This is a genomic window from Streptomyces sp. NPDC085932 (assembly GCF_044540525.1).
In the GTDB taxonomy this organism is placed as follows: domain Bacteria; phylum Actinomycetota; class Actinomycetes; order Streptomycetales; family Streptomycetaceae; genus Streptomyces; species Streptomyces levis.
Window position 1 is genome coordinate 171,925 of the sequence record NZ_JBITSJ010000002.1, and the last position, 15,404, is coordinate 187,328.

15 protein-coding genes are annotated in these 15,404 nt (G+C 73.4%); 11 read left to right on the plus strand and 4 right to left on the minus strand.

The window, feature by feature from the left end; genetic code table 11:
- Positions 1-1,372 (minus strand): beta-1,6-galactanase (locus ACIGAQ_RS10005; protein WP_399781001.1); only part of this gene is annotated, 1,372 nt, incomplete at its 3' end.
- 245 nt (positions 1,373-1,617) lie between these two features.
- On the opposite strand from ACIGAQ_RS10005, the gene ACIGAQ_RS10010 reads away from it, so the two are divergent.
- The 5 genes from ACIGAQ_RS10010 to ACIGAQ_RS10030 all read left to right on the plus strand — a co-directional run bounded on the left by ACIGAQ_RS10010 (position 1,618) and on the right by ACIGAQ_RS10030 (position 6,634).
- A complete protein-coding gene (locus ACIGAQ_RS10010) occupies positions 1,618-1,929 on the plus strand; it encodes a DUF6412 domain-containing protein (RefSeq protein ID WP_399781004.1) in 312 nt (103 codons plus the stop codon).
- A gap of 113 nt (positions 1,930-2,042) precedes the next feature.
- Positions 2,043-2,753, plus strand: coding sequence for a YidC/Oxa1 family membrane protein insertase (locus ACIGAQ_RS10015; RefSeq protein ID WP_399781007.1), 711 nt, complete (start codon positions 2,043-2,045; stop codon positions 2,751-2,753).
- 228 nt (positions 2,754-2,981) lie between these two features.
- Positions 2,982-3,839, plus strand: coding sequence for a fumarylacetoacetate hydrolase family protein (locus tag ACIGAQ_RS10020; protein ID WP_399781010.1), 858 nt, complete (start codon positions 2,982-2,984; stop codon positions 3,837-3,839).
- A gap of 347 nt (positions 3,840-4,186) precedes the next feature.
- Positions 4,187-6,055, plus strand: a complete 1,869-nt coding sequence (locus ACIGAQ_RS10025) for a protein kinase (RefSeq protein ID WP_399781013.1) — start codon at positions 4,187-4,189, stop codon at positions 6,053-6,055.
- Positions 6,056-6,094: 39 nt separating this feature from the next.
- On the plus strand, positions 6,095-6,634 hold the full coding sequence (locus ACIGAQ_RS10030; RefSeq protein WP_399781016.1) for a hypothetical protein: 540 nt from the start codon (positions 6,095-6,097) through the stop codon (positions 6,632-6,634).
- Between the two features lie 22 nt (positions 6,635-6,656).
- On the opposite strand, the gene ACIGAQ_RS10035 is transcribed toward ACIGAQ_RS10030, so the two are convergent.
- From ACIGAQ_RS10035 to ACIGAQ_RS10045, 3 genes are all read right to left on the minus strand, one after another.
- Positions 6,657-7,526 carry an LLM class F420-dependent oxidoreductase gene (locus tag ACIGAQ_RS10035; RefSeq protein WP_399781019.1) on the minus strand — a complete coding sequence of 290 codons (870 nt, stop codon included), beginning with the start codon at positions 7,524-7,526 and terminating at the stop codon, positions 6,657-6,659.
- Between the two features lie 88 nt (positions 7,527-7,614).
- Complete coding sequence (locus ACIGAQ_RS10040) at positions 7,615-8,142, minus strand: heme-degrading domain-containing protein (RefSeq protein WP_399781022.1); 528 nt, start codon at positions 8,140-8,142, stop codon at positions 7,615-7,617.
- Positions 8,139-9,230 (minus strand): Gfo/Idh/MocA family oxidoreductase, encoded by a 1,092-nt coding sequence (locus ACIGAQ_RS10045; RefSeq protein WP_399781025.1) that lies wholly within the window; start codon positions 9,228-9,230, stop codon positions 8,139-8,141. Before ACIGAQ_RS10045 ends, ACIGAQ_RS10040 begins: the two co-directional genes overlap by 4 nt.
- Before the next feature lie 96 nt (positions 9,231-9,326).
- On the opposite strand from ACIGAQ_RS10045, the gene ACIGAQ_RS10050 reads away from it, so the two are divergent.
- From ACIGAQ_RS10050 to ACIGAQ_RS10075, 6 genes are all read left to right on the plus strand, one after another.
- Positions 9,327-10,559, plus strand: a complete 1,233-nt coding sequence (locus ACIGAQ_RS10050) for an ROK family protein (protein WP_399783100.1) — start codon at positions 9,327-9,329, stop codon at positions 10,557-10,559.
- A gap of 140 nt (positions 10,560-10,699) precedes the next feature.
- Positions 10,700-11,452, plus strand: a complete 753-nt coding sequence (locus ACIGAQ_RS10055) for an LPXTG cell wall anchor domain-containing protein (protein ID WP_399781028.1) — start codon at positions 10,700-10,702, stop codon at positions 11,450-11,452.
- Positions 11,453-11,584: 132 nt separating this feature from the next.
- Positions 11,585-12,364, plus strand: a complete 780-nt coding sequence (locus tag ACIGAQ_RS10060; RefSeq protein ID WP_311688080.1) for an HAD-IIA family hydrolase — start codon at positions 11,585-11,587, stop codon at positions 12,362-12,364.
- 123 nt (positions 12,365-12,487) lie between these two features.
- Entirely contained in the window at positions 12,488-13,282 is a 795-nt protein-coding gene (locus tag ACIGAQ_RS10065; RefSeq protein WP_399781032.1) for a hypothetical protein, read from the plus strand.
- 2 nt (positions 13,283-13,284) lie between these two features.
- Entirely contained in the window at positions 13,285-13,956 is a 672-nt protein-coding gene (locus ACIGAQ_RS10070; RefSeq protein WP_311688082.1) for a class F sortase, read from the plus strand.
- 346 nt (positions 13,957-14,302) lie between these two features.
- Complete coding sequence (locus ACIGAQ_RS10075; RefSeq protein WP_311688083.1) at positions 14,303-15,343, plus strand: glycoside hydrolase family 6 protein; 1,041 nt, start codon at positions 14,303-14,305, stop codon at positions 15,341-15,343.
- The last annotated feature ends 61 nt before the right edge of the window (positions 15,344-15,404 follow it).

Below are 15,404 nucleotides of genomic sequence, written 5' to 3' on the forward strand. Positions count from 1 at the left end.
GGCCGCCCCCCCCCGTGGGCCCCGGGGCCCGCGGGGGCCCCCCCCCCCCCCCCCCCCGCGCCGGGGGGGGGCGGGGGGGGGGGCCGCGGGGGGGGGGGGGGGGGGGGGGGGCGGTGCCCCCCCCCCCCACGACCAGACGGCGGGATGGTGCGTCGTACGCCGCGACCGCGTAGCTCACCCCCGTGTCCAGGATCGTCATGCCGGGGCGGATGTGGCGGCTGAACTGGGCCAGGACGTAGTGCTTGGTCTGGACGGTGGTCGGCTGGAGGGTGTTCGCGTCGTAGGCGATCATCGCCCAGCCCGTCGACGGGTCCATGACCTGCCAGTAGCACCACGCCGTGGGGTGCAGCCAGCGGAAGTCGTAGCAGAGGTTGGACGCCATGGTCAGGCCGGTGCCGTCGCTGTCGCCGGTCTCGGAGTTCCACAGCTTCTTGCGGGACGTCGTCACCACGTCCGTGTGGAGGAGATCGCGGCGGCCGCCCGAGCCCTGGTAGCCGTGCACGTTGACCTGGGAGACGAGGGCTTTGGTCGAGGAGTTGAAGGAGGCCCAGGTGGAGCGGGCCGTGTCGTAGTTCGTCTCGTCCGAGGCGGCGATACGGACGGCCGTCAGGCCGCGCTTGTCCAGCTCGCTGCGCAGGTGGGGCAGGACGGCCGCCTGGACCGCCGGGTCCATGTGGCAGCCCTCCTGCGTGCCGGTCGCGGTCCACCAGGTGGAGGCCGGCTCGTTGAAGGGGTCGACCGTCGCGAAGTTCACGCCCCAGTTGTCGCGCGCGTACCGCGCCGTCGCCGCCAGGTGGGAGGCGTGCTGGCGGTAGTTCCAGGTCTGGAGGTTGTTGCCGCCGCCGGCCGCGCCCGAGGGGTTGTGGTTGCTGCACATCCACCACATCGGCGAGTTGGCGAACAGCTCGGTGACCGCGCCCCGTTGGACCGCCTTGACCAGCATCGCGCGCTGGTTCGCGTCCGCCGTCCACTTCCAGGCCGAGGAGGCGGGGTCCTCGTTGTTCCAGTCCTGCCAGAAGCCCTCGATCTGCTTGAAGCCGGGGATGTTGGGCGACTCCACCATGGTCTCGCCGCCGACGCTGTTCCAGCTGCACGCGCCCAGGTTGTAGCGGGCGATGTTCAGGCCCAGGCCGGGGAGGGACCTGCCGTTGTACGTCACCGACTTGGTGGTGAAGAACAGGTCCGCGAAGTCGTCCCGGGCGCCGAAGACGTTGGCCCACCAGGCCAGGGAGGTGCCCCAGCCCTCCCAGGTGCCGTACGTAGTCGACGGGTTGACGGCGATCGTGGCGTCCGCGTGCGCGGTGCCCGTCGCCAGGGCACTGCCGAGGAACGTACCCCCTGCTGCGGCCAGCAGGGATCTGCGTCGGATCACGGCTCCTCCGTAAGGGATTCGGGCCCAGAGAGTCGTCGGGGCGGCTCGCCTCTTGTCCCGCCGGCTTGTCCCGTTCATGGCAAGCGAGGTGGTGGCATCGAGAAGCATCGGGTGTGGCGGGTGGGTTGTCGAGAGTTCGGACGAGGGTTTCTCAAACCCGTGTATGAAGTGCCGGGTCCGTGCGGGAGGGCGATCCTGTATAACCGACAGCAGGACACACACGCGTACGGGAGGAGGGGCGGCCGGTGAACCGCGGTTGGACCACGCTGCGTCCCGCTCTCGCGTTGCTCCTCCTGATCGTCCAGGTGGCGCTGCTCGACGGAGGCGGCCTCACCGCCACCGTCGCCCTCGCCACGACCGCCACGGCCTCGGCCGCGCTGACGCTGTGCGCCGTCGTCGCCTCGCGCTGCGCGCCCGCCGTGCCGCGCACCCGGGTCCGTACGGCCATCCGCGACCGCGACCGCCGTACGGCCTTCCTGCCCCAGCGCGATCCCGACGCCCGGGGGCGCACCCGTCCCCGCGCACCCGGTCACGCCCTCCGGGCGACCGTCGCGTAGGGAATCCCCAGGGAGTCCACGAGTTTCCACGGCCTCCACGGGGTCGATCCCGCGCGGGTCGTCATGCCGCCTGTCCCGAATCCGGCACGACGAGACCCCCGGAGGGCTCACCCATGTCCGTCTTCGCCACCCTGGTCGAGCGACTCGCCGACCTGCTCCAGCCGTTGTTCGGCGCGTCCGCTGCCGCCGCCGCGATCGTCCTGTTCACCGCGCTCGTACGACTCCTCGTCCACCCCCTGTCCCGGGCCGCCGCGCGTGGTCAGAAGGCCCGGATCGCGCTGCAGCCGAAGATCGCCGAGCTGCGGAGGAAGCACGGGAAGAACCCGGAGAAGCTCCAGCGGGCCGTGCTGGAGCTGCACGCCGAGGAGAAGGTGTCCCCGCTGGCCGGTCTCCTGCCCGGGCTGCTCCAGGTGCCCGCGTTCTTCGTGCTGTACCACCTGTTCTCCAGCGACACGATCGGCGGGCGGGCCAACGAACTGCTCGGACACGAACTGTTCGCCGCGCCACTGGGCGGACGGTGGACCGACGCGCTCCAGGGCGGGCTCCTCGGCGGGGCGGGACTCGTGTACGCCGGGCTGTTCGCCGTCGTGGCCTGCGTCGCCGCGTTCGGCTACCGCCTGAGCAAGCGCATGATGGCCGCCAACCCGGTCGTCCCTGCCGCCGAGGGCCCGCAGGTGCCGGGGCTGGGCGCGGTGACCAGGGCGATGCCGTTCCTGTCGTTCTTCACGCTCGTGACCGTGGCCGTGGTGCCGCTGGCCGCCGCCCTGTACGTGGTGACCAGTACGACGTGGAGCGTGGTCGAGCGGGCCGTGCTGTACCGGTAGCCGGGCCTCTGTGCCGGTAGCCGGGCGCCTGTGCCGGTGGCCGGGCCTCTGTGCCGGTGGCCGGGCCTCTGTGCCGACAGCCGGGCGGTGGGGGAGCGGTCCAGTCCGTGAACGGGGTATTGCGGAGCGAACACCGAGCTTGGAGGATCGACCAGTCCTCCGATGGCTGCCCCGCCGCATCCGGGTCGCGCGCATCGGCCGGGCGCCCGCGATCGAGGGAGATTGATCATGAAGCTGCTGCGAGTCGGTACGGCGGGAGCGGAGCGCCCCGCGCTGCTCGACGCCGAGGGGACCCTGCGGGACCTGTCGGGTGTCGTCGCGGACATCGACGGCGCGCTGCTCGCCGACGACGAGGCACTCGGCCGCCTCCGGGCCGCCGCCGACGCCGGTGAGCTGCCCGTACTCGACGCCACGGGGCTGCGGATCGGGCCGCCGCTGGCCCGGATCGGCAAGATCGTCTGCATCGGGCTGAACTACCACGACCACGCCCGGGAGACGGGCGCCGAGCCGCCCGCCGAGCCCGTCGTCTTCATGAAGGCGCCCGACACGGTCGTCGGTCCGAACGACACCGTCCTCGTGCCGCGCGGGGCCCTCAAGACGGACTGGGAGGTCGAGCTGGCCGTGGTGATCGGACGTACGGCCCGGTACCTGGAGTCGGCCGAGGAGGCGCTGGCGCACGTCGCCGGGTACGCCGTGGCGCACGACGTGTCCGAGCGGGAGTTCCAGATCGAGCGGGGCGGCACCTGGGACAAGGGGAAGAACTGCGAGACGTTCAACCCGCTGGGGCCCTGGCTGGTGACGGCGGACGAGGTGGCCGACCCGCAGGACCTCTCCCTGAAGCTGTGGGTGAACGGGGAGCTCAAGCAGGACGGGACGACGGCCGAGCAGATCTTCTCCGTGGGCGAGGTCGTGCGGTACCTCAGCCGGTTCATGACGCTGTACCCGGGCGATGTGATCAACACCGGGACGCCGGCGGGAGTGGCGCTCGGGGCGCCCGAGCCGAAGCCGTTCCTGCGGGCCGGGGGCGTGGTGGAGCTGGAGATCGAGGGACTGGGGCGGCAGCGGCAGGAGTTCAAGGACGCCTGACGGGCGGGGTTCGCCTGTCGGCCGGGGGTCGCCTGTCGGGCGGGAGGTCGCCCGTCGGGCGGGAGGTTGCCGACCGCCCCCAGCGGCAGCGGCAGCGGCAGCCGCACCGGGCGGCGCGCGGCGCACGGCGCGCGGCGCGCGGATGACGGCCGGAAGTGCGCCCCCAGCGCAGTCGAGCACGATGGGAGCGCGCGTCATACGCGCGCTCCTTTTCGGCCATGCATGGCGCCCAATGTGTGGAAATCAGCCAGTACGGTTGGCGGGCGGGTGAGCTGATTCCCGGCGCGCCCGAAGTACGCGGCTGTTGCGCAGGGGGCGCACCCCGGCCGCTGAACGGGGGGAGCGCCGTGCGGGTGCTGGCGGAGCGGTACGAGCTGATCGAAGAAGCGGGACGGGGCGGCATGGGCCTGGTCTGGCGCGCCGTGGACCGGGAGCTCGGCCGCGTGGTCGCCGTGAAGCTCCTGCCGCCGGAGCTGACCCGGCACGAGGAGTTCCGGGCCCGCTTCCGGCGGGAGGCCCGTACGGTCGCCTCGCTCAGCCACCGCAACGTCGCCGTCCTGCACGACGTCGGTGAGGACGTCACGGACGGAGAGACGACTCCGTTCCTCGTCATGGAGTTCATCGACGGCCGCACTCTGGCGGACGCGCTGGCCGAGGGCCCGTTCACGGTCGAACGGGCCCTGGATGTCGGCCAGGGCATCGCCGAGGCCCTCGCGCACAGCCACGGTCAGGGCCTCGTGCACCGGGACATCAAGCCGTCCAACGTCATGCTGACCTCCGACGGCGGGATCAAGGTCCTGGACTTCGGGATATCCAAAGTGGTCGCGGAGACCACCACCCGCCTGACCGCGACCGGTATGACGGTCGGGACCCCCGCCTACCTGTCACCGGAGCAGCTGACGGGCGGAGCGGTCGACGGTCGCTCCGACCAGTACGCCACGGGCTGCCTGCTGTACGAACTGCTCACGGGCAGACCGCCGTTCAGCGGCGACTCCCCGTTCGCGGTGATGCACCAGCACATCAGCAAGGAGCCCGTCGCCCCGTCCGGGGCGCGGCCGCAGATCCCGGCGGCGGTCGACGCCGTGGTCCTGCGAGCGCTGGCGAAGGACCGTGAGCAACGCTTCGCCGACATGGCCGAGATGCGACGGGCCCTGGCCGCGGCGGGGACAGCGCCCCCGCCGACTCCCGCTAGGCCTCCGACTCCCGCTACGCCTCCGACTCCGGCTACCCCTCCCACCCCCGCTTCCTCTCCGTCCCCATCTCCTACTCCTACCCCTGCCCCTGCTCCGCCGTTCGCCGCGGGCGCCGCGGGTCCCGGCCGGACGATGCTCGCCGAGCAGCAGACCCAGGCCGCGTCGACGCCGAAGCAGTCGGCTCCCCCGCCCCCGATGCCTCCCGGTGCCCCGGGCGAGGCGGCCACCCCGAGCGGTCGGACACCGGCCGCCCCCACCGCGGTGACCGGCACCGACCCCGACCGGACCGACCGCGCCGAGGAGAAGCCGGCGCGGAGACGGCGTCGCCTCCCAGCCGGGAACCGTGTCCTGGCGCTGCTGGGCATCGCGGTCTCCGCCCTGGTCCTCGCCGGCCACCAGGACGTGTACCCGGGCAGCGACCACGCCGTACCGCTGACGCTGGTCGCCGTGCTCGGGCTGGCCGCCTTCCGCTGGCTGCCCCTGACCTCCACCCTTCTGTGGTGGGGCGCCGGCGCCCTGGTCCTCGCCGGTGTCACCGCCGGGGCGGCGGTCGACGACAGCGACTACACCTACGTGTCCGAGGACGACTTCGACGGCCCTCTGTACTACTACGGCACCCTGTACGAGGAGTACTACCAGCTGAGCGAGGACCCCTCCGGCAACACCGTCTTCGAGGAGGGGTACGACGGGCAGTACGAGCCGGCCTCGGCCATGGTCAGCGTGGACTACACGGGGCACGAACCGATGCCGGTCCTGGCCGTGCCGGTCCTGGTCCTCGCCGCGCTGTGCCTGATCCGGACCCTGGGCCTCCCACGGCACTCGGCCCTGCTCGCGGCCGCCGGCATCACCCTGGCCGGGCTGGGGATCAGCTGGCTGGCGCTGGGCTCGGAGGACCAGCTGGCCGTGTTCTCGGTCGCCTGGGGGCTGACCGTGCTCGTGGCCGTCGTCCAGGAACTGCGCGGCCGCAGACGGGGGACGGCTTCGCGTCCCCGGCGCCGGCTCCGTTTCGTGGTTGCCGAGTAGAGCCGTTCCGCACCTTCCGCGAGCAGAGAGGGCTCGACCATGACGTTCTCACGTGTGCGCACCCTCGCCGGAGCCATGCTGGTGGCAGTGATCGTCGCGGGATGCGGCGGAGGTTCCGGGGACTCCTCTCCGCCCGGGCCTCCGGCGTCCAGCGGGGCGACGGACGAGACCACCGAACCACCGCCGTTCACCGGGACCCCATCGCCCACGAAGACGGCAGATGACACCGAGGAGCCGTCCCCGCCACCCGAACCGGAGCCGCCGTCACCGACGTCCGACGCACCGGAGGGCTCCGTTCCGAGCGAACTGGTCGGCGAGTGGGACGGGGACGGGACCGCCGCGCGCTTCGACAAGATCCGCTTCTCCGGGGACGGCGGAGTGAGTCTCCTCTTCAACAGCGGCACCGTGCTGGAGGGGACAGCGGTGGCCGAGGGCACGTCCCTGACCCTGTACGTGCCCGGCGGCCCCATCGCGTACGAGCACTGGTCGATCGACGCATTCGACGCCGGCTACGGATACACCTTCGAGAACCTGCGGCTGGACGGGGTCAGTTACGTCCGTCAGATCGCCGGGGGCTGAGCGGGCCGGACGGCACGGGGCGTCAGCCGAGGAGCAGCGCCGCCAGGTCACGCCAGGTCTTGCGCGGGAGGGCGTCGCGCGGCTCCCCGTCGATCACCTGGAGGGCCACGTGGTCCGCGCCCGCTTCGAAGAAGGCGTCGATCCTGGCGCGGACGGCGGTCTCGTCGCCCCAGGCGAACAGGGCGTCGACGAGACGGTCGCTGCCGCCGTCCTTCAGGTCCTCCTCCGTGAAGCCGTGCCGGAGGAAGTTGTTCGTGTAGTTGGGCAGGGAGAGGTAGAACTCCAGGAACTCCCGGGCCAGGGCGCGGGCCCGGACCGGGTCCGTCTCCGGCACCACCGCCAGCTCGGGGGCGAGCAGCGGCCCTTCGCCCAGGACCTCGCGGGCGTGGGCGGTGTGCTCGGGGGTGACCAGGTAGGGGATCGTCCCGGCCGCCCGGTCGCGCGTGAGCCTCAGGCTCTTGGGGCCGAGCGCGGCCAGGGCCCGGCGGTCCACGGGCACGCCGGCTGCGTCCAGGCCGTCCAGATAGGAGACGAGCGCCGAGTACGGGCGGCGGTACTGCTCCGCGAGCCGGGCGTGACTGACACCGAGGCCCAGCACGAAACGGCCGGGGTGGGCCGACTCCAGCTCGGCGAACGCCGCGCCGGACGCGTCCGGTTCGTGCTGCCAGATGCTCTGGATGCTGGTGCCGACGGTGAGCGTGGAGGTCGCCTCGATCAGCGGGACGGCATGGGCGGCGGAGCTGCTGCCGCCCAGCCACACGGCGCCGAAGCCCAGCTCCTCCAGTTCGGCGGCGGCCTCGGCCAGTTCGCCGCGGCGGTCCGGCTCCTCCGAGCGCAGTCCCACGCTCCAGATCCCGTACCTGCCGACCGCTTCCTTCACGGGAGTGCTCATCTGTTCGGATCCCTCCGGCGGGCGCCTTGCTTGATCACGCGTACGCAGGTGCCAACCGGAGGGGGCCGGTGATGATTCCGGACGGGGGCTAACGGTCGAGGAATCGCTCCAGGGCCTCGACCACGAGCCGGTGGTCCTGGAGCTGCGGCAGGCCGGACACCGTCACCGCGCCGATCACGCCCACGCCCTCCACGGTGATCGGGAAGGAACCGCCGTGCGCCGCGTAGGTGTCGGGGTCGAGGCGCGAGGACTCCTCGAACGTGCTGCCCTTGGCGCGGAAACGGGCGCCGACCAGGTAGGAGGCCGAGCCGTAGCGCTCGACGACCCGGCGCTTGCGGGCGATCCAGGCGTCGTTGTCGGGGGTCGAGCCGGGCAGCGCCGCGTGGAAGAGCTGCTGTCCGGACCGGTGGATGTCGATGGCGACCGGGGCCTGCCGCTCCCGGGCCAGCTCCACGAGGAGCGAGCCGAGCGCCCAGGCGTCGTCATGGGTGAACTGGCGGAACACCAGGCGGCGTTCCTCCTTCTCCAGCTCCTCCAGGCTCGGGGTGAGTTCCGGGTGGAACTTCGGGGTGAGCTCCTGGTTGTGCGAGGAACCGTGCGGGTTCTTGTGCGTCACAGCGTCACCACCGTCTTCTCGCGGGCCGAACGACGGGCCGCCTCCAGTACGTCCAGGGCGGCGGCCGCCTCCAGCGCGGTCACCGGGTTGGGGGCGCCCGCCAGCAGGGCCTGCGCCACGGCCGCATAGTAAGCGGGGTAATCGCCCGGGAGGGTCGGTTCGGGGCGGCCGCCGCCCGTCACCGGGGACTCGCCGGCGCCCACGCGCCCCCACAGCGACTCGGGCTCGGCACCCCAGTCCGGGCCGGGACGCCGGCCGTCGCGCAGGGCCGCCTCCTGGGGGTCGAGACCGTACTTGACGTAACCCGCGCGCGAGCCCAGGACGCGGAAGCGGGGGCCGAGCTGGGCGGTCGTGGCGGAGACGTAGAGGTGGGAGCGGACGCCGCCGGCGTGCGTGATCGCGATGAACGTGTCGTCGTCCGTCTCGGCGCCCGGGCGGCGGACGTCCGTCTCCGCGTACACGGAGGCGGCCGGGCCGAAGAGGACCAGGGCCTGGTCGACGACATGGCTGCCCAGGTCGTAGAGGAGACCTCCGATCTCCGCGGGGTCGCCGGACTCGCGCCAGCCGCCCTTCGGCTTCGGCCGCCAGCGCTCGAAGCGGGACTCGAACCGCCAGACGTCGCCCAGCTCGCCGTCGGCCAGCAGCTTGCGCAGGGTCAGGAAGTCGTTGTCCCAGCGGCGGTTCTGGAAGACGGACAGGAGCAGGCCGCGCTCCTCGGCGAGGGCGGCGAGCGCGCGGGCCTCGGCGGCCGTGCCGGCGACGGGCTTGTCGACCACGACCGGGAGGCCGGCCTCAAGGGCGGTGGTCGCGAGCGGCACGTGCGTCTTGTTCGGGGACGCCACGACGATCAGGTCGAGCTCGGCGGCCCGTGCGAACAGCTCGTCCGGGGAGGCGGCGAGGCGCACGTCCGGGAACTCGGCGCGGGCCTGCTGCTGCCGCTCGGGGTTCGAGGTGACCACCGTGTCGAGGGCGAGGCCCTCGGTGGCGGCGATCAGCGGGGCGTGGAAGACGGAGCCGGCGAGGCCGTAGCCGACGAGGCCGACGCGGAGGGGTGAGCCGGGGGCTGTGCCGAGGGGTGTGCCAGTCATGCCGTCCACTTTCGCAACGCTGTTGCCAAAGTGCAAGCGCCGAGGACAATGGAGGGCGTGAACAGGGCGAACGACGGTACGACCGGAGCGGTGGGCATGCGCGGGACCAGGCCCGGCACGGGGGCCGGATCCGGGTTCGGGTCCGGGGTGAATCTGCTCGCCCTGCGCAGCCACAACGCGGCACTGGTGCTGGACCTGTTGCGGACGGCCGGAGCCGAGGGCATCAGCCGGCTGGAACTGGCCGAGCGGACCGGGCTCACCCCGCAGGCCGTCAGCAAGATCACGGCCCGGCTGCGGGAGGACGGGCTCGCGGCGGAGGCGGGGCGGCGGGCGTCGACCGGGGGCAAGCCGCGGACCGTCCTGCGCCTGGTGCCGGAGGCCGGGCACGCGGTCGGGGTCCACCTGGACCGGGACGAACTGCGGGTCGTCCTCGTCGACCTGCGGGGGGCCGTGGTCGGGGAGCGGCGGGCCCCGCTGGATCTCGGGGCCGGGGCGGAGGCCGTGCTGGGTGCGGTGACGCAGGCGGTGGCGGGGGTCGTGACGGGTGGGCGACCGGCCGGGGCGTCGGACGGGGCGTTGCCGGGCAGGACGCTGCCGGGCAGGGGCGACGGGACGGCGCCGGGCGCGCCGGACGCGGCGTCACCGGGCGCGGCGTGGAGCGGGAGCGGGCCGGCTCTGCTGGGGGCCGGGGTCGCGTTGCCCGGGCCACTCGATCACGGGCGGGGCGTGCTGCACCGGGTGACGGGATTCCCCGAGTGGGACGGGTTCCCCCTGCGCGAGGCTCTGGCCGGGCGGCTCGGTGTGCCGGTCGTGGTCGACAAGGACACCAACGCCGCGGCTCTCGGCCTGGCCGTGGACGGCGAGGGCGGCTCCTTCGCGTATCTGCACCTCGGGACGGGACTGGGCGCCGGGCTGGTGCTCGGCGGCAGCGTGCACCGGGGGGCCAGGACGGGCGCGGGGGAGTTCGGCCACCAGGTGATCCAGCTCGACGGCCCGCCGTGCACCTGCGGCAACCGCGGCTGTGTGGAGGCCCTGTCCCTCGGGGCGGTGGCGCGCGGCGACATCGAGGAGGCGGCACGGATCCTCGGCGCCGGGGCGGCGAACCTCGTGGGTCTGCTCGACATCGACGTGGTCCTGCTGGGCGGCCGCACGGTGGCCGCGGCACCGGAGCCGTTCCTCCGCGGGGTAGGGGCGGTCCTCACGGAGCGGGCCCGGCGAACGGGCCAGGACGCCGTGCCGGTACGGCTCGCGCCGGGGGGCGGACGAGCCGTTGCGGTGGGGGCGGCCCAGCTGGTGCTGGGCCCGGTCTTCGGACGGGGCGACGGATAGGAATCGACTCACCGCCCCGCCCTGTCCGCCGATCGACCGCCCCGCCCTGTCCGCCGAGCGGGCGGATTCGCGCCGCCGTTCGGGGTGCTTCGCGGCCCGGTCGACTTCCCTTCGGCCTCCGGCGGCAATGTCACGTCATCATGCGACTCTGCACGCCTGCTCGTCTCTGCCTGGCGGCGGCAGCCGCCGCCCTGTTCGCGGGTGCCGCCCCGGCGTACGCCGAGGACCCGGCGCCCGCCTGTGCCGCGCCCGACGACCACACCTTCCCGCTCACCACCCGCCTGCGCGGCGGGCCGGACACCTACACGTCCGGGGGCGGCTTCGGGACCTGGTATCTCGACCTGACCAACACGACCGACCGGACCTGCTCCGCCATCCACCCCGTCGTCGTGCTCGTCGACGACCGGCGTGCGCTGGAGCCGTCCCAGCCCCGGCTGGAGTTCTTCGAGGGGGCGCGCGCCCACCCCGTGCGGTTCGAGAAGACCGGCGAGGACGAACTCGTCGGGGCGTTCACCGGCGAGGAGGACCGCTTCGGCGGGTTCACCGTCGGGCCGGGCGAGACCGTCAGCGTGAAGGTGCGGCTCGCGGTCACCTCCGACGCCGCACCCAACGACGTGACCGCCAACGCCGCGGTCGTGCAGCGGCACGACGACGACGGCGACTGGGTGGGGCAGTCCAACGACTACCGCTTCCGCATCGAGGGCGAGGAGCCGGGCACCGGCACCGAGCCGCGCCCCGACTCCGACGCCTCCGTCCCGCCCCGCGAGGACCGCTTCCCCTTCGCCGAGGAACTCGCCCGCACCGGGACCGGCGTCCAGGTCGCCACGGCCACCGCGGCCGGGCTGCTCATCGGGGGTGGGGCACTGCTCCTCCTCCGCCGCCGACGCTCCTGACCCGCCGGTCCGGCACGCGGACGGGCCGCCCGTCCCGCCAGTCGGGACGCGGCCGGCGGACCGTTCCGCAAGATCCCGCCACCTCATAGGCTGGGGCGCAGGCTGGACCGCGTACGGCAGGAGACCCCGCACATGGCAGACCGCAAGCCCATCGAGTCGTGGCTCACCGACATGGACGGTGTGCTCATCCACGAGGGCGTACCGATCCCCGGAGCCGACGCCTTCCTCAAGAAGCTGCGCGAGTCGGGCAAGCCCTTCCTGGTGCTCACCAACAACTCGATCTACACCCCGCGCGACCTGCACGCCCGGCTGACCCGCATGGGCCTGGACGTGCCGATCGAGAGCATCTGGACCTCGGCGCTGGCCACCGCCCAGTTCCTGGACGACCAGCGGCCGGGCGGATCGGCGTACGTCATCGGCGAGGCCGGTCTGACCACCGCGCTGCACGACATCGGCTACATCCTCACCGACCACGAGCCGGACTACGTCGTCCTCGGTGAGACCCGCACGTACTCCTTCGAGGCCATGACGAAGGCGGTCCGGCTGATCCTCGGCGGCGCGCGGTTCATCGCCACCAACCCGGACGAGACCGGCCCGTCCACCGAGGGCCCGCTCCCCGCGACGGGCGCGGTGGCCGCGCTGATCACCCAGGCCACCGGCAAGAAGCCGTACTTCGCGGGCAAGCCCAACCCGCTGATGATGCGCACCGGTCTGAACGCCATCGGGGCGCACTCCGAGACCAGCGCGATGATCGGCGACCGCATGGACACCGACGTGCTGGCCGGCATCGAGGCCGGGATGCAGACGTTCCTGGTGCTCACCGGCCTGACCCGGCCCGACCAGGTCGAGAACTTCCCGTACCGGCCGTCGCACATCGTGGACTCGATCGCGGACCTCGTCGAACGCGTCTGACCCCTTCGGCGGCATGCCCCGCCGCCCTCAAACCCGTCGCCACCCGTACGGAGCAGCCACCGCGGCACTGCGGATGCGGGGACCGGCCGCGCGGGGGAGGCTCCAGGCATCTGGAGGTTCACGATGGGTTCCTTGAGAGTCACGGTCTGTACGGCTGTCCTGGCCGCGGCCGCCCTGACGCCGGCGGCGTACGCGGCGGACACGGGGGACGCGGGGGAGAAGGGGGCGACGGGGAGAGCGGGGAAGGCGGCGAGCGTCTCGGTATCCCCGGCGACCGCCGCGCCCGGCACGGACATCACGCTCCGCGTGACCGGCTGCGCCCGGCGCACGGCCGTCGCCGCCTCGCCCGCGCTGGTCACGGACGCCCGGCTGACCGTCGCGGAGACCGCGCACGAGCTCACCGGCGACAGCCGCGTCCGCTCCACGCTCGCGCCGGGCACGTACACCGTGCGGGTCAGGTGCGGCGACACGGAACGGACCGGCACGCTGACCGTCCGGACGAACGCCCGGCCCTCCGCCCCGGGGACCGGCGGGGCTCCGTCCGGCACGGGCGGGCTCCGGCCCGCCCCCGAGACCGGCGAGATCCCGCCTGCCCCCGGCATCGGAGAGGTCCTCCCTGCTTCCGGGACCGGCGGCGTTCCGCCCGTCCCCGGTGGCGACGGGCAGTCCGCTCCTCCTGATCCTGATGCCGGGCACGAGGGCGAGGAGCAGGGGAGCGCCGGTCTCCGGCCCGGTGCGCCCGCGTCTCCCGTCGCTCCCGTCCGGGCCGGGGGTGGCGGTGCCGCCGATCTCGTCGCCGCCGAGGAGCGCGGGGCCGGGCCCGGTACCGCGCAGGGTGTGACCGGCCTGGTGCTCGCCGGCGTGGCCGCCATGGTGGTCGCGCTGGGCGGGGCCCGCCGGAGCCGTGGAACGGACTGACCATGTTCGACCAGGAACACGGGCGCCCCGCGGGCACCGGCCGTCTGCTGGCCGGTGTGGCCTGGGTCGTGCTGCTGCTGGGGCTGTGGCTGTGGGGCCGCGAGGTCACCGACGTGCGGCACGGCATATCCGCCCCCACCACGGGCGACATGGCGGCGGCCGGCCGGCCCCCCGACGTGAAACTGCCCGCCGCCCACCGCCCCCTCACCGACGCGCTGCCCCAGCGCGTCGACATCCCCGGCCTCGGCGTCCAGGCGCCCGTGGTCGCCCGCGGCCTGGACGCACGCGGGGCGCTCGATCCACCGCCCTACGACCAGCCGGGCGTGGTCGGCTGGTACGCCGGCGGCGCGGCGCCCGGGGCGCCCGGCACCGCGCTGCTGGTCGGCCATGTCGACACCGACACCCGCCCGGCCGTCTTCTACAAGGTCAGTGCCATGCGGCCGGGCCAGACGATCCGGGTGATCCGGGCGGACGCCAAGGTCGCCGAGTTCACCGTCGAGTCCGTCCAGGTCCTCACCCGCGACCGCTTCGACGCCCACCAGGCCTACGGTCCCCGCGAGTCGGGCCGGGCCGAGCTGCGGCTGGTCACCTGCGGCGGCAGCTTCGACCGTACGACGCGCAGCTACACGGCGAACGTGGTCGTCTCGGCCTATCTGACGGGAACCGGCCTGTAGCGGCCCGTCCGGTCGACGCGCACGGCCCTCCCGACCCGGTCGGCGACCCGCTCCCCCTGAAGCCGCCGACCGGGCCGGCCTCGACCACGCGCGCACGGGCTGCGGGAGTAACCCGGCGAGCTGCGCGGGAGGTCACGGGAGGCACGGTGGGTGAATCTCTGGCCGCAGGCCGGGCCCTGCAGGAAAGACTCTAGAACCAAAGGACCGCCCGGGCCTAGAGGTTGAATGACGCCAAGTCCCGGCACGGTGGCGCTGCGTCATCCGCGCAGGTCGGGTTCGCCTCGTGGCCGCTGCGGGACGTATGTCAGGATTGAGCCTCGGAACGCTGCACCCAAGGGGGAGCTGGATGTACGGCAGCAGGGGGGTCGGGACACGCGCGGGGAGGCGGGTGTCCGCGGTGGTGCTGGGGGCGGCACTGCTGATCACGGGATGTTCGGACGGCGACGGGGGCGACGAGGGTTCGGACCCGGGCACCGACGCGGGCGCCGGCATCACCCAGCAGCCGAAGGAGACCGCCCCGTTCTGGGTCAATCCGAACGGCACGGCGGCCCGGCAGGTCGCCGCCCTGGAGAAGGCCGGCAAGAAGCAGGACGCCGAGCAGATCCGCAAGATCGCCGAGCAGCCGGTCGCCGAGTGGGTCGGCCCGGACGACCCCGAGGAGCAGACCCGGGGCTTCACCGAGGCCGCCGACAAGGCCGGCCGTACGGCCCTGCTCGTCCTCTACAACATCCCGCACCGCGACTGCGGCCAGTACTCCCAGGGCGGCGCCGCCGACGGCGACGCCTACCGGGCCTGGCTCGACGGCGTGGCGGCGGGCATCGCCGACCGCCCGGCCACGGTCGTCCTGGAACCCGACGCCCTGCTCCACCTCGTCGACGGCTGTACCCCGGAGCAGTTCCACGAGGAGCGCTACGACCTGCTCAAGGGCGCCGTCGCCAAGCTGAAGTCCCTGAAGAACACGAAGGTCTACCTGGACGCGGGCAACGCGGGCTGGCAGAACCCCGACCAGATCTTCGAGCCGCTGCAGCGTGCCGGCATCGAGCAGGCCGACGGCTTCTCGGTCAACGTCTCGAACTTCTACTCCACGCAGGACTCCATCGCCTACGGCAAGCAGCTCTCCGCCAAGGTCGGCGGCAAGCACTTCGTCATCGACACCAGCCGCAACGGCAAGGGCCCCTACACCCAGGGCAACCCGGACGAGCGCTGGTGCAACCCGCCCGGCCGCGCGCTGGGCGAGACACCGACGACCAGGACGGCGGACCCGCTGGTCGACGCGTACCTGTGGGTCAAGCGGCCCGGCGAGTCGGACGGCGAGTGCAAGGGCGGCCCGAAGGCGGGCCAGTGGTGGGAGGACTACGCCCTGAAGCTGGCGAAGGCCAGCGGCTGACGTACCCCCGGCCAGACACGCGAAAGGGGCGCCCTCCCGGCCGGAGGGCGCCCCTTTCGCC